General features: G+C 66.4%; 11 protein-coding genes and 3 tRNA genes. 3 read left to right on the top strand and 11 right to left on the bottom strand.

Translation table 11 applies throughout. The features are described from left to right. Window positions 1-354 precede the first annotated feature (354 nt). A complete protein-coding gene (locus AC1D0A_RS09290; protein ID WP_476945654.1) occupies window positions 355-1,047 on the top strand; it encodes a M23 family metallopeptidase in 693 nt (230 codons plus the stop codon). 134 nt (window positions 1,048-1,181) lie between these two features. On the opposite strand, the gene AC1D0A_RS09285 is transcribed toward AC1D0A_RS09290, so the two are convergent. From AC1D0A_RS09285 to AC1D0A_RS09260, 6 genes are all read right to left on the bottom strand, one after another. After that, a complete protein-coding gene (locus AC1D0A_RS09285; protein WP_476945653.1) occupies window positions 1,182-2,372 on the bottom strand; it encodes an acyl-CoA dehydrogenase family protein in 1,191 nt (396 codons plus the stop codon). 221 nt (window positions 2,373-2,593) lie between these two features. After that, window positions 2,594-2,667, bottom strand: a tRNA-Ile gene (locus AC1D0A_RS09280). Between the two features lie 194 nt (window positions 2,668-2,861). After that, window positions 2,862-4,058 (bottom strand): glycosyltransferase, encoded by a 1,197-nt coding sequence (locus AC1D0A_RS09275; RefSeq protein ID WP_028278277.1) that lies wholly within the window; start codon window positions 4,056-4,058, stop codon window positions 2,862-2,864. A 105-nt stretch (window positions 4,059-4,163) separates the two neighbouring features. Next, on the bottom strand, window positions 4,164-5,066 hold the full coding sequence (locus AC1D0A_RS09270) for a DMT family transporter (RefSeq protein ID WP_028278278.1): 903 nt from the start codon (window positions 5,064-5,066) through the stop codon (window positions 4,164-4,166). Next, window positions 5,066-5,689, bottom strand: a complete 624-nt coding sequence (locus AC1D0A_RS09265) for a CDP-alcohol phosphatidyltransferase family protein (protein ID WP_243179632.1) — start codon at window positions 5,687-5,689, stop codon at window positions 5,066-5,068. The genes AC1D0A_RS09270 and AC1D0A_RS09265 overlap by 1 nt, the downstream gene beginning before the upstream one ends. 55 nt (window positions 5,690-5,744) lie before the next feature. Further along, window positions 5,745-6,623: a phage holin family protein gene (locus tag AC1D0A_RS09260; RefSeq protein ID WP_476943011.1), complete on the bottom strand. Its 879-nt coding sequence runs from the start codon at window positions 6,621-6,623 to the stop codon at window positions 5,745-5,747. 184 nt (window positions 6,624-6,807) lie between these two features. Here AC1D0A_RS09260 and AC1D0A_RS09255 point away from each other — a divergent pair, with 184 nt between their 5' ends. Beyond that, window positions 6,808-8,031 carry a multidrug effflux MFS transporter gene (locus AC1D0A_RS09255; RefSeq protein WP_476945652.1) on the top strand — a complete coding sequence of 408 codons (1,224 nt, stop codon included), beginning with the start codon at window positions 6,808-6,810 and terminating at the stop codon, window positions 8,029-8,031. Between the two features lie 433 nt (window positions 8,032-8,464). Further along, on the top strand, window positions 8,465-8,872 hold the full coding sequence (locus AC1D0A_RS09250; RefSeq protein ID WP_028278282.1) for a hypothetical protein: 408 nt from the start codon (window positions 8,465-8,467) through the stop codon (window positions 8,870-8,872). A 137-nt stretch (window positions 8,873-9,009) separates the two neighbouring features. Here the strand turns inward: AC1D0A_RS09250 and AC1D0A_RS09245 are convergent. The 5 genes from AC1D0A_RS09245 to dusB all read right to left on the bottom strand — a co-directional run bounded on the left by AC1D0A_RS09245 (window position 9,010) and on the right by dusB (window position 13,812). Further along, window positions 9,010-9,082: transfer RNA gene (locus AC1D0A_RS09245), tRNA-Asn, on the bottom strand. 135 nt (window positions 9,083-9,217) lie between these two features. Further along, window positions 9,218-9,290 (bottom strand) — tRNA-Asn (locus AC1D0A_RS09240). A 53-nt stretch (window positions 9,291-9,343) separates the two neighbouring features. After that, window positions 9,344-11,299, bottom strand: a complete 1,956-nt coding sequence (gene dnaG / locus AC1D0A_RS09235; protein WP_028278283.1) for a DNA primase — start codon at window positions 11,297-11,299, stop codon at window positions 9,344-9,346. A 52-nt stretch (window positions 11,300-11,351) separates the two neighbouring features. Next, the gene (locus AC1D0A_RS09230; protein WP_243179636.1) at window positions 11,352-12,650 is read right to left on the bottom strand and encodes a deoxyguanosinetriphosphate triphosphohydrolase; all 1,299 of its coding nucleotides are present in this window, start codon (window positions 12,648-12,650) and stop codon (window positions 11,352-11,354) included. Beyond that, a complete protein-coding gene (gene dusB / locus AC1D0A_RS09225) occupies window positions 12,634-13,812 on the bottom strand; it encodes a tRNA dihydrouridine synthase DusB (protein ID WP_018774562.1) in 1,179 nt (392 codons plus the stop codon). The genes AC1D0A_RS09230 and dusB overlap by 17 nt, the downstream gene beginning before the upstream one ends. Window position 13,813 lies beyond the last annotated feature (1 nt).

Genomic DNA, 13,813 nt, shown 5'->3' with positions numbered 1-13,813 from the left:
CATCCGCGCCATATGGACATGCCATGTGGAACGGACCGCAGGAGGCGCAGTCCTCCGCATCGGAAGTTTCAGGCTTCTTTTGAGGAGGGCTGGATACGCGTAGTCAGCTGCTGCTCCCCCGCACCCCTGAATGAGGCGTGCCGGCTTCGGCAATCACGAAGTATCGCGACTTACAAGCGTGAGGGCACAGCAAACTGCTCCACCAAGTGTACTACAGCGGCCCCGCCCAGGCGGACGGTTTTGCCGCGGCAACGGTACGGGGTTCCGGGGCTTTGGCGGGGGCCGGCGGGCACCTTATCCACATAGCCATGGCGGGAGATTCCGCCCGGGGTGCCGCCTTGGCAGGCTGGGGCCATGAAGCTCCCACTTGGCCTGCGGGCATTGCTCTTGGCAGCACAGCTCCTGGCGGCATTGTTCCTGGCGGCATTGTTCCTGGCAACGTTCCTGGCGCCGCCCCCCATCACCGCCGACGCCGATATCGCTGCCGCTGCCCATGCCTCCGCCGCCGACGCCACAGACGCCGTCCTCTCCGGCCCCACAGACGCCGGCTACTCCGCCATTGCCGCCCGGGCTGCGATTTCCTCCGGCCGGGGCTCCCCGAGGGCGGGGCCGGTCCCTGCGTCTGCCTGGAGCTGGCCGCTGAGCCCAAGGCCGGCGGTGCTCCGCGCCTTCGATCCCCCGGCCAAGCCGTGGCTCAGCGGTCACCGCGGCGTCGACCTTGAGGCGCCCTTCGATGGCGCCCCGCTCAAGTCGCCCGCCGCCGGGACGGTGAGCTTTGTCGGGACGGTGGTGGACCGGCCGGTCATCACGATCGATCACGGCAACGGGCTGCGCAGCAGTTTCGAGCCGGTGGCGAGTTCACTGAGGGCGGGGTCCGCCGTGGCGGAGGGCGATGTCCTGGGGCAGGTGCAGACCGGCCACTGCGGCCCGGCCCCGCCCTGCCTCCACTGGGGCGTCCGCCGCGGCGAAGACTACGTCAATCCGCTGGCGTTCGTGATGGACCTTCGGCCTTCCGTTCTGCTCCCGCCCCTGAATCCGGGTCCGTGATGCAGCATTTGGCGCCGTCTTTGATGCGCGGCCAGTCCGTTGACGCCCGCGGGCAGCCGCGGCGGGCGTTTGGCTTTGATGCGCGGATCGTCCGTTGACGCCCGCGGGCAGCCGCGGCGGGCGTTTGGCGCCCGTCAGACGATCGCGGAAATGCCCGTGATAGCCCGGCCGGTGACGAGGGTGTTGATTTCGTGCGTGCCCTCGTAGGAGTAGATGGCTTCGGCGTCCGCAAAGACTTTGGCCATCTCGAAGTCCGTCACGATCCCGTTCCCGCCGAGGATGCTCCGGCCCAGGGCCACGCTTTCGCGCATCCGCGCGGTGGTGAACGCCTTGGCCAGGGCGGACTGCTCGTCCTTCGCCTCCCCCGCGTCCTCCAGCTGGGAAAGCCTCACCATCATGCCCATGGAGCTCACCGCATTGCCGAGGATCTGTACGAGCTGGTGCTGGATCAGCTGGAAAGAGGCAATCGGACGGCCGAACTGGCTGCGTTCCACGGCGTAGCGCCGGGCGACGTCGAAGGCCGCGAGCTGCTGGCCCACCGCTTGCCAGGCCACGGCCAGGCGGGTGACTTTCAGGACCTTGTTCGTGTCGCGGAAGCTGTTGGCGTTGGCGAGCTTGAAGAACTCCGGCACCACAACGTTGTCGAGCGTGATGTCAGCGTTCTGGACCGTGCGCAGCGAGATCTTGTTCTCAATTTTCACGGCGCTGTATCCCTCGGCCTTGGTGTCCACGAGGAACCCTTTGACCTGGTTGTCGTCAACATCGCGGGCGTAGATGACCACCCAGTCGGAGAAAGTCGCGTTGCCGATCCAGCGCTTGGCTCCATTGAGGATCCAGTTATCGCCGTCGCGCCGTGCCGTGGTGCGCGTACCGCCGGCGACGTCGGAGCCGCCCAGGGGCTCGGTGAGGCCGAAGGCGCCGATCTTCTTGAGCGAGTAGATCTCCGGAAGCCACGCATCCTGCTGCTCCTGGGAGGCAAGGGCTTCGATAGAGCCGGTGAAGAGCCCGTCGTGGACGCCCATGAACGTCGCGATTGACGTGTCGGCGCGGGTGGCTTCCGCGTGCAGGATGCCTGCGAAGAGATTCGAGTAGCCCTGCCTCCGAACGGGGCTGACCATGTCGATTTCGGCGAGCTTCGGGATCAAGTCCATGGGGAACTCCCCGCGATTCCAGCAATCGACGGCGATCGGCCGGACTTCGCGGGTAAGGAATTCACGGACTTCGGCCAGCCTGTCCTGCTCCTTGGCGCTGAGCAACTGCTCGAACGCAAAGAAATCGCCATCGGCGTAGGGCAGGTTGTGGATGTCGATGGCAGCTTTGGACATGGTGTTCCTTCACTCGATCAGCGGGGACCAAAGGGCGCGGGCTTCGCGCCGGCGATATGTTACTCATCAGTAACTTATCGCAGTGTCGGGACGCCTGCAAGTGCCGGCCCAATGAAAACCCGACAAACCCGACAAAAAGGGAGCCGCGGCCGACGTCGGATGTCAGCCACGGCTCCCGTGGTTGCGGACCTCGGATGAGGAGGCTGCCGCAGAAATGAATGTAGGGCTACTCGGACTTGAACCGAGGACCTTAGGATTATGAGTCCCGCGCTCTAACCAGCTGAGCTATAGCCCCCTGCGCCCGGAGCCAGACCTGGCCCGCGCGGGCCGGATTGGTTCCGGGCAAAAATACTCTAGCAATAGTAGACGCATCACACGTGCATGCCGTCACCGCCAGGCGGCCTGCTGCAACTGACTTGGATGCTGTTGGACTGGGCGTCCTGGAGCTTGAAGCGTTCGGAGTGGACGCCGTTCTGCCAGACGGCGCCCCTAAAGGACCAGGTCGTCGTAGCTCGCGCCCCGGTAGATGTCCTCAAACGTCTGCAGCGTGCGCGCGATACCGTGGCTTTCCACCATTTCGCGGCTGGTCTTGCCCATCGCATCAAGCTCGTGGTCGGGCAGCGAGAACACGCGCGTCAGCTTGGCGGCGAGGTCGTCGCTGTCGTTGGGGATAAAGAGATAGCCATTTTCCCCGTCCCGGACCAGGTGCGGCAGCGCCATGGCGTTGGCCAGCAGGACTGGCGTGGACGCCGACATCGCCTCCAGGGTCACGAGGGACTGAAGTTCTGCGGTGCCGGGCATGCAGAACACATCGGCCGTGATGTAGGCCTTGCGAAGCTCGGCGTCACTGGCCAGGCCGAGGAACCTGACCCTGTCCTTCAGTCCGAGCCGGGCGACCTGCGCCTCCAGGGCAGGGCGGACTTCTCCGCCGCCGACGATTTCGAGGTGGATGTCCAGTTCCTTAGGCGTCTTGGCGACGGCATCGATCAGGACGTCCACGTGCTTCTCCTCCGCCAGCCGGCCGGCGAAGAGGACTGTGGGGCTGGCGTGGCGTTCGGCCGTTTCGTCGGGATGCAGCTCGTAGGCTGCGGCGTCGATGCCGTTGGAAAGGGGCAGGACCTGGCGGAGAAAGGCGTGCTGGTGCATGGCTTTGGCGGCAAGCGGCGTGGGTGTGGTCACGACGTCGGCCTGGCCCATGACCTTGCCCATGTCCCGCCAGGAGATCCGGCCCACAATGTCTTTGAACCACTGCGGGAACGGCAGGAAAGGGTTCAGGTTTTCGGGCATGAAGTGGTTGGTCGCCACCACCCGGATACCGCGCTTCACGGCCTCGTACAGGACGTGCTCGCCGATCATGTAGTGGCTCTGGATGTGCACCACGTCCGGCTGGATGCGGTCGAACAACAGCCCGATTTCCTTCTTGATCTCCCAGGGGAAGGTGACCCGGAAGTACTCGTGCGTGGGCACCGAGTGGGAGCGCAGGCGGTGGACGGTGGCCTCGTCGCTGAACTCGCTGTAGCTCGGGCCCTTGCCCGGGCGGCACGCCAGGACGTGGACATCGTGACCCCGGGCTGTCATCCCCTTGGCCAGGCGGTAACCGAACTGGGCGGCGCCGTTGACGTGGGGCGGGTACGTGTCAGCGGCAATCAGGATGGTCAGCGGGGGCTGGTTGTCGGACGTGGTCACGTGAAGAGCTCCTGGTGGTCGCTGTGCGGACAGCTGGATCAATGGCGGCCGGCTGGCAGTCGGCACAGGCGCGCCGGGCCTGCAGCCGAAGTCTGGACTGACGCCCTAGGACCTGCCCGCTGCCTTCCGCGCGTCCTTCTTGCGCTTGGTGACTTCCGGGTGGTGCCTGGAGAGGGCTATGACTCCCACGATAGCAAGCAATGCGGCCGTCCCCATGGCAATAGCCGTCACGGCTTGGACATCCGGACGCAGTTCTCCCAGAATCACGATGCCAATCGCGATGCCCACAATGGGGTCGATCACCGTCAATCCGGCGATCACGAGGTCCGGCGGTCCGCTGGAGTAGGCGTTTTGGACAAACCACGATCCCAGAACGCCTGCAGCAATGATTGCAACGACGCTGTACCACGGCACATTCAGCAGGAACTGTCCATTTGGATCGAGCAGATGCCTGCCGATGATGCGGGTCAGCACAGCCACGAAGCCGAACAGGACGCCGGCGCCGAGGATGTAGACGAAGGCGCTCATGCGGTGCCTGAACAGGACCGCGAGCGTGCCAAAGGCCGCGACCGCAATGGCCAGGAGCAGCACGATTGTCAGCTCGTCCTCGCTGCTGACGTTGTGATTCTCCTGCGTGGCGGTGACGGCCAGCAGCACGAACAGCGCTGAGCCGGTCACGCAGAGCGAGATGGCCACGACAGTTGCACGGTTCATGCTCAGGCCCTGGTCCTTGGTGTTGACCACGGTGGTGATGACCAGTGCGATCGCGCCGATCGGCTGCACCACCGTCAAGGGCGCCATGACGAGGGCGATCGCGTTCATTCCCATCCCGGCGCACAGCAGAAGAAACCCGAATACCCAGCGCGGGTTACGCACGAGCCGCAGCAGGCCGTGGGTGCTCAGCGCCAGGCCGCCGGTATCGGCCTTGACCGCACTGCCCTGGCGCTGTGCCCCAAACGCCAGGCAGAAGGCGCCGAGGACCGCAAGCAAAACCGCAACCCAGACCATCAGCGGGAGCCGCCGTCGTGCGCCCGAAGCTGCCTGCCCTTGCCGATGATCGCCCAGACGTAGTTGTAGGCCGCGATCCAGTGCCCCACGAGCCCCAATCCCAGGAAGATCCACGCGACCGTGGCATAGACGTCCGCGGCGGGCACCGGAAGCTTGGAGAGCACCAGCAGCGGCGTGCCCACCAGCAGCAGGCCCGTCCGGATCTTTCCGATGCGGCTCACCGGCAGATCCGGGTGGCCGTGGAAATAGAACACTGACAGAGCCAGCAGGACCGCGTCCGGGACCAGCAGCGCGGCGAGATACCACCACTCGACGACGCCTGCGATCACGAGGGTCACGGCGACGGCGATCAGGGAAAGCCTGTCCGCAATCGGGTCCATGACCCGTCCGAGGTTGGACATCTGATTGAAGCGGCGGGCAATGTAGCCGTCCACCCAGTCGGTACTGGCCATGACCGCGAGCACGAGGGCACCGTAGCCGTACTTGTGCTCCGAGAGGACAAGCCAGATGAATAACGGAACGCCAAGGAAGCGCACCACGGTCAGGACATTGGGAACCGTGAAGACCGAGTCGCGGTGGACGAGGGGCTGCCCGGGGCGGGCGCCGGCGCCGATGAACTTCATCGATTCCCCCTTTCCGTGGACGGCAACGGTTTGGCGTTTAGGTTCAGGGATCTGTCTAGCCCTTTATCAGCCTGCGCACCAGGACCGCGAGAGCGGCTCCAGAGGCGGCGAGCACAGCCAGGGGCTTCCAGCGCCGCTTGATCGTGTCGGCCAGGCCCTGCCCGTCAGCGGATGTGGCCGAGCCCGCCGAGGACCGGGCTGAGGCGCGGAAGCCTGCGATCTTGTCGCTGAGCTGCTCCTTGCCGTCCTGGAGCCGGACCTGGGCGGCCGCCAGCAGGATTTGGGTCTGGGTCTTGACATCGAGTTCACGGCCGAGGTCGTCGCGGACGCCGGTAAGGTGCGTGCGCCGCAGGTCCAGCCGGCGTCGGAGTTCAGCCTCTGTGGGCGGCGGTCCGAAGTCGGGCTTGGCGGCAGCCTTTGCTTCCTTTTCCGCCGTCGCTTTGGCTGCGGCGGCTTCCTTGGCGGCCTTCGCTGCTTTGTACTGCTCGGTGCTCGGATCCAGGATCCTGGCGTCGAAGGCGGAGCCTTCCCTGGCGATGCCGAGATCGTATTTAAGCCCCCGGATCGTATCCTCGGGGACCAGCGGCATGAGCTTCTTGAACTTGTTCTGCCCGATGAGCGCCCCGATCGCGGCGATAATCAGGCAGACGGCAGAGACCAACAAGGCGGCGAGCCACGCGGGCATGATGGTGGCCAGTCCCATGATCGCTGCAATGAAGAGTCCGATCACCAGGAGTCCAACAAAGACAAGGGCGACGGCGAAGAAGGCACCGGCGACGCCGAGCTGGGTCCCCTTGCGTTTGATTTCGGCCTTGGCCAGGGCAATCTCGTCACTGAGTTGCCGGGGCGCCAGCTTGAAGATCATCTTCAGGGTTTGCGGCAGCGCGGAAATCCGCAACCCGCTGCCTGTGCCGCCGCTGTGACGTCCGCTCATCGGTCCCGCCTAACTGGTGCCATCCGTCGATCCGCTCGCGCGGGCTTGCCGGGTCTGGACAGCTTCGCACAGACCCCGGTGTCAAAACTATCATTTAGGCTCTTGGGAGGCCTTTTCGGGCAAGGTGTGGCGCGCCCGCCCAGCCACCGGCCGGCCACCCCGGCGGGCCCTAGGATGGACCTCTGTGAGCACACCCCACAATCCCGGTGATTCCCTGAGCCGCCGTCGCAAATTCCTCTACATCCTGACGCTCGGCGCTTTGACCGCCCTAGGGCCGTTCACGGTCGACCTCTACTTGCCCGCATTCCCGGCCCTGGAAGACAGCCTTGGCGTCTCCGCGGCCGCGGTGCAGCTGACGCTCACGGGGACGACCATAGGTTTCGCGCTGGGACAGCTGGTGGTGGGCCCGCTGAGCGACAAGTTCGGCCGACGCCTGCCCCTGATCGTGGCGACGGCGGTCCACATCGCGGCATCCCTGGGCGCCGCGCAGTCCACGGACATCGCCACGCTGGGTTTCTTCCGTGTCCTCATGGGTGTCGGGGCTGCCGGAGGCGGTGTAGTGGCCATGGCCATGGTCCGTGACCTGTTCAGCGGCTACGCGATGGTGCGGATGTTCGCAAGGATGGCCCTGGTCAACGGGCTGGCCCCGATCCTCGCCCCGGTCATCGGCTCTCAGCTGCTGTTGCTGATGCCCTGGCCCGGCATCTTCTTGTTCCTGGCCGCCTACGGGACCTGCGTCATCATCGCGGCCCTCTTCGTGATCCGGGAGACCCTGCCGCCGGAACTGCGCGGCAAAACCGGGATGACCATGGGCCAGCGTTATAAGGTGCTGTTCTCCGACCGGATCTTCGTAGGCCTGCTGCTCGTGGGCGGGATGAACTTCGCGGGCCTCTTCACCTACCTCTCCGCCTCGCCGTTCCTGTTCCAGAACGTCTACGGGTTCACGCCCCAGCAGTACGGCCTGCTCTTTGGCATAAACTCGCTGGGCATCGTGGCAGGCGTGCAGACCAGCGCGCGGCTCATCAAGCGCGTCCCGCCGCAGTGGATCCTGGCTTGTTCCACGGCCTGGATGTTCGTCATGGCCGTCATGATTGTCGTCTTCGACCAGCTGGGGTTCGGGCTGTGGGGCGTCCTGGTGCCGCTGTGGTTCTACATCCTGGGCGCCGGTTTCACCTTCCCCACCGTGCAGGTCCTGGCCCTGGCCAAACACGGGGCCCAGGCCGGAACCGCGGCTTCACTGCTCGGCGCGGCGACCTTCTTGATGGCTGGCCTGGTCTCGCCGGTGGTCGGCTGGCTCGGCGTCAGCTCCGCAACCCCGATGGGCGCCGTCCAGGCCGTCTGCATCCTTCTGGCGGCCGCTGCACTGTGGCTGGTTGTTCGGCCCAGCACGGTGCCACCGATTCAGTAGCCGGGCCCTCCCCCGGGGGACATACCCATTTATCGCGGCCTCCCCGCGGGACATGCCCAATCTTCACGGCCTCCCCACGGGACATGCCCATTCTTCACAGCCTCCCCGCGGGACATGCCCATTCTTGGCTCCCGGGGCTGGACATATTGGCACTATGTCCATCCGCCAGGACCACCACTGGACATGTCCCCAGGGGCATCCCGCCACCACTGGACATGTCCCCAAGGGCATCCCGCCACCACTGGACATGTCCCCAGGGGCATCGCGCCGGCACTGAGCATGTCCCCCGGGCAGCCCCAGTACGGCGAACACCGTGGCCGCGCCCTGTGCCCATGGCCCCGCCCGTCCGCCCACGCAGCCCTGTCCGTTGCCTGCAGCCCCGCGCCCCCGTTGTGCCCTGTTCGACATCCGCGGCGGGCGATAAAGTTATTTCATGCCCGACAGGCAGGATCACCAGCCCCTTCCGGCCACTTGGCAGCGGTCCGACGCCGGAATCCTGCCCCTGTGGTGGGATCGCTTGTGCGCTCAGACTAGTCCTCAGTCGGCGGCCCTGTTCGCCGCCGGCCTGTTCACCGAAGACCGCCGCCGTCCGATTGCCCAGTGGTACAACCCCGCATATGACTCCGCCCTTCTCGTGGCACCGGAATCTTCCCCGGAGTGGCCGGTGCAACGGTTCGGCATCTTCTATGCGCCCCCGGGCGGCGGTTTCACCCAGGTGCACTCGGCGCCGCATGAATGGCACCCGCGGGAGCCTCGGAAGTCCCCCACGGAGCTGGAGGCCTTCCAGGCAGCGGTCGCCGAGGCCCAGCGCTTCCTCCAGGTGGAAATGTACTTCGTCTGAACCTCCACCTGACCCGCCCGCCACTGCGTTGCCCGGCAGAAAGCCCTGGCCATAGACGGAGCAACAAAGACGAGGAAATAAAAGAGGAAACAAAAAAGGTCCCGCAGCTGGTTTTCACCGGCCGCGGGACCTGTCCGCTCCTCCTGCTGGACTTGAACCAGCAACCCTTCGATTAACAGTCGAATGCTCTGCCAATTGAGCTAAGGAGGAATGAAGCAGGTACGACATTAGCAAAGGTTTTGCCGGTAGGGAAATCGGCCGCGGGGCCAGCGCCTGCCAGTCGCGAAATACCCCCTCCGGGTATAAAAAAGTCCCCGTTCCGGAACCCGGAACGGGGACTGCGCGCTCCTCCTGCTGGACTTGAACCAGCAACCCTTCGATTAACAGTCGAATGCTCTGCCAATTGAGCTAAGGAGGAATGAAGCGGGTATAAGCCTAGCAAACACCAGCCCGGGAAACGAAATCGGCGGCTCAGGCGTCCGAGCGCAGGGACCGCCGCTGCATCTCAAGTTGCATGAGTTCGCGATTCAGCCGCTGGAATTCTTCGGGGTCGGCCGAGGCGTCCAGACGCTGCAGCTGGCCCATCTTCTCGGCCTTGACCCGGGTGATCTGGAGCTCGAACAAGCGGGCGAGGATGTCCTTGCAGTAGCGCAGGACGCCTTCGGGGGTGTTGGCCGGCAGGGGCACCACGGAGAGCTCGGACACGAGCGGGCGCAGGGGCTCGGGGACCTCCTGCAGCAACTGCTCGACCCAGCGCACCGGATCCCCCGAAAACTCGAGTCCGGTGGCCCGGATGGCCTCGTGGATGGCGAGGTAGGCGGGTGTGGAGAACCGCGCCTCCGAGAAGCGCTGCCACGTCTCGCCCTCGAGCATGCCGGGTTCCTGCAGCGCGACCTCAAGCGCCTGGCGCTCCATCGCGGCCACGGGGTCCCGGGGATCAGGGCGGTTGAAGGACGGGAGTACGGCCGACGGCGGCAAGGGGGCAACGCCGGGCGCGGTCCCGGCAAAGCCGCGGCCGGACCCCGCATAGCCCTGCCCGCCGCCCTGCCCGTGGCTCTGGGCCTGGCCGCCGCCCGGCGGAGCCGATGCAGCCTGTGCGGCGCGCTTGGTCGCCGCGCCGACGGCCCTGCTGACCTCCTCGACCGGCATCCCCAGCCAGCCGGCGAGCTCCCGGGCATAGGCCGGCCGGATTCCGGCGTCGCGGATCTGCGCCACCACGGGCGCGGATTCACGCAGGGCCGCGATCCGGCCCTCGACCGTGTCCAGATTGTGCCGCTTCAGGGTGGCCCGGATGGCGAACTCAAACAGCGGGCGCCGGCTACCGATCAGATCCCGGACGGCGGAGTCGCCCTTGGACTGGCGCAGTTCGCAGGGGTCCGCGCCGTTGGGTTCGACCGCCACGAAGGTTTGTGCGACAAACCGCTGGTCCTCTTCGAAGGCGCGCAGGGCGGCCTTCTGCCCGGCGGCGTCGCCGTCGAATGTAAAGATGACCTCTCCACCGCTGCCGTCGTCGGAGAGCAGCCGGCGGGCGATCTTGATGTGCTCGGTGCCGAAGGCGGTCCCGCACGTGGCTACCGCCGTCGGAATGCCGGCCAGGTGGCAGGCCATGACGTCGGTGTAGCCTTCCACCACCACGAGCTGGCGGTCTTTGGCGATGTTGCGCTTGGCGAGGTCGATTCCGTAGAGGACTTGGGACTTCTTGTAAAGCGCGGTTTCGGGGGTGTTCAGGTACTTTGGTCCCTGATCGTCCTCGTAGAGCTTGCGGGCACCGAAGCCGATGGTGTCGCCGGCGATGTCCCGGATGGGCCAGATCAGCCGGCCGCGGAAACGGTCATAGATCCCCCGGCCGCCTTCAGAGAACATGCCGGTCAGCTTGAGTTCCGGGTCCGTGTAGCCGCGGCCGCGGAGGTGTTTGAGGAGCGAGTCCCAGCCCTGCGGCGCGTAGCCCACACCGAACTGTTCGGCCGCCGCGCGGTCGAAGCCGCGCCCGTAGAGGAAGTTGCGGCCCTCTGCGGCGCCGGGGGTGAGCAGCTGGGCGCGGAAGAACTCGTCGGCCACCTTGTGCGCGTCCAGCAGCCGCTGGCGCCGGCCGATGTCCTCCCGGTTGGGCCCGGAGCCGCCGTCCTCGTAGTGGAGCTCGAAGCCGATCCGGTGGGCCAGCTTCTCGACGGCCTCGTGGAAGGAGATGTGGTCCAGCTTTTGGACGAAGGAGATGACGTCGCCGTCCTCGCCGCAGCCAAAGCAGTGGTATCGGCCAACCTGGGGCCGAACGGTGAAGGAGGGTGAACGCTCGTCGTGGAAGGGGCACAGACCCTTGTAGGACCCGAGCCCGGCTCCCTTGAGCGTCACGTAGCCATCGATGACTTCCTTGATGTCGGTGCGTTGGCGTACTTCATCGATGTCTTCGCGTTTGATCAGGCCGGCCACATTGCCATCCTAGTCCCCGGGTATGACGCCGACGGGCCGGCCATGGTGGCCCTCACCACAGCGACGGCAGGCTGCCCACGAGACGCTCGTACATGGCCAGCGCCGAGCCGTCCGTCAGCGACGCGACCTGGTCGATGACGACACGCAGCCGCGCGGCGTCGTCGCCCGCGTCGAGCCAGTCGGCGGCGAACATCGGTTCCAGGTGGCGGGCCCCCGTGGCGCTGAGTGCGGTGACGAGGGCGTGCAGGACCTCACGCTGGCGCTCGTAGATGGGCTGCCGGTGTTCGGTGGTCATCACGAAGGTGGTGGCCAGGCCCTTCATGACCGCGATTTCCATCACGGTCTCATCCGGGACGATCAGCTCCGCGTTGTAGCGGGTCAGGTTTTCCGGGCCGTAGACCGTGCGGGTGGCCTCCAGTGCGCTCTGGCAGAAGCGGCCGATGAGCTGGCTGGTCATGTCCTTGAGCGCCGCCATGGCCTTGCGGCTGCCGTCGGCCTCGCGCACCCAGACGTCCGTGGCCTCCAGCCGGGCCAGGGCGGCGTCGATCGCGGCGGGATCGTTGTGCGGCAGGTACCACTGCTTGGCGTAGCCGACGACGCGGGCGCGGTGGTCCGGGTTGTCCATCCAGCGCAGCTGGAAATGCCCCGCGACGATCGCGTCCTCGACGTCGTGCACCGAGTAGGAGATATCGTCCGCCAGGTCCATGACCTGCGCTTCGAGGCAGGACCGGCGTTCCGGGGCGCCGTCGCGGATCCAGTCGAAGATGGGGAGGTCGTCCTCGTAGGCACCGAACTTGCTGGTCCGCTCCCCGTGGATGACCGGGGCGTTTACCGCGGACCACGGGTATTTGGCGGCGGCATCGAGACTGGCCCGGGTCAGGTTCAGGCCGGCCGGCCGGCCGTCGGCGGCGAGGACCTTTGGCTCCAGCCGCGTCAGCAGCCGCAGCGTCTGGGCGTTGCCCTCGAAGCCGCCGATCCCGTGCGCCACTTCGTTGAGGGCCGCTTCGCCATTGTGGCCGAAAGGCGGGTGGCCGAGGTCGTGGCTGAGGCATGCGGTGTCCACGACGTCGGGGTCACAGCCCAGCGCACGGCCCAATTCGCGGCCCACCTGGGCAACTTCGAGGCTGTGCGTGAGCCGGGTCCGGACGAAGTCGTCGGTATCCGGGGCCACCACCTGGGTCTTCGCGCCGAGCCGGCGCAGCGCCGAGGAGTGCAGGACCCTTGCACGGTCCCGCTCGAAGTCCGAGCGGTAGGTGCTCTTGGGCGGCTCCTCGACCCAGCGGGCCCAGTCGCGGGAGGTATACCCGTCGAGGACGGGCGCGGTGGTCCGGGTCTCAGCCACCGGAGACATCCAGTTCGGCGAAGGAAATATCGCGGGTCTGGGCATCATCCAGCGTCCGGTTCAGCAGCCAGTCCTTGGGCAGTGCCGGTTTTTTGGGCGAACCGGCGCGGCCGCGCGGACCCTCGGCGTCGCCTCCGGGATACGGCGAGTCGAGGTCCAGCTGGTCCAGGGTGCCGCGCAGCACCTCCAGGCTGGTGACGAGCGCCAGCTTGGTCCGCAGTTCGCTGCCGACCACGTAGCCCTTGAAGTACCAGGCAATGTGCTTGCGGATTTCGCGCAGGGCTTTGCCCTCGTCCCCGAACGTCTCGACCATGAGCTCAGCGTGCCGGTACACGCTCTCGGCAACCTGGCGCAGGTCCGGCCGGTGCCGCTGGTCGCTGCCTTCGAACGCGGCCATGAGGTCGCCGAACAACCAGGGCCTGCCCTGGCAGCCACGGCCGACGACGACGCCGTCCACACCCGTTTCGCGGACCATCCGGACTGCGTCCTCCGCGGACCAGATATCTCCGTTGCCGAGAACGGGAATGTCCGGCAGGGCCTCGCGCAGCCGGGCGATGGCGGACCAGTCGGCCTGGCCGGAATAGAACTGTGCTGCCGTTCGGCCATGAAGGGCGACGGCTGCGACGCCGGAATCGCGGGCAATCCGGCCGGCGTCGAGGTAGGTCAGGTGGTCCTCGTCGATGCCCTTGCGCATCTTGATGGTCAACGGGACATTGCCCTTGGAGGCTTCCTTCACCGCGGTCTGGACGATGGAGGTGAAGAGGTCGATCTTCCATGGCAAGGCCGATCCGCCGCCGCGCCGGGTGACCTTGGGCACGGGGCAGCCGAAGTTGAGGTCGATGTGGTCCGCCCGGTCCTCCTCCACCAGCATCCGGACGGCCTGGCCGACGGTGACGGGGTCCACGCCGTACAGCTGGACGGAGCGGACTTTTTCGTCGTCGTCGTGCGAAATGATGCGCAGCGACTCCGGCGTGCGCTCGACGAGGGCACGCGAGGTGACCATCTCCGCCACGTACAGGCCGCCGCCGTATTCACGGCACAGTCTGCGGAAGGCGGAGTTGGTGATGCCCGCCATGGGAGCCAGGATCACGGGGGTGTCCACCGTGATCGGGCCCAGCTTCAGGGGCGGGAGTTCCAGCTTGGGGGCGGGAGGGGTTGCTACAACAGTCACC

Source organism: Arthrobacter sp. P1_D4, assembly GCF_056406115.1.
This window is presented reverse-complemented; position numbering and strand designations above follow the sequence as displayed.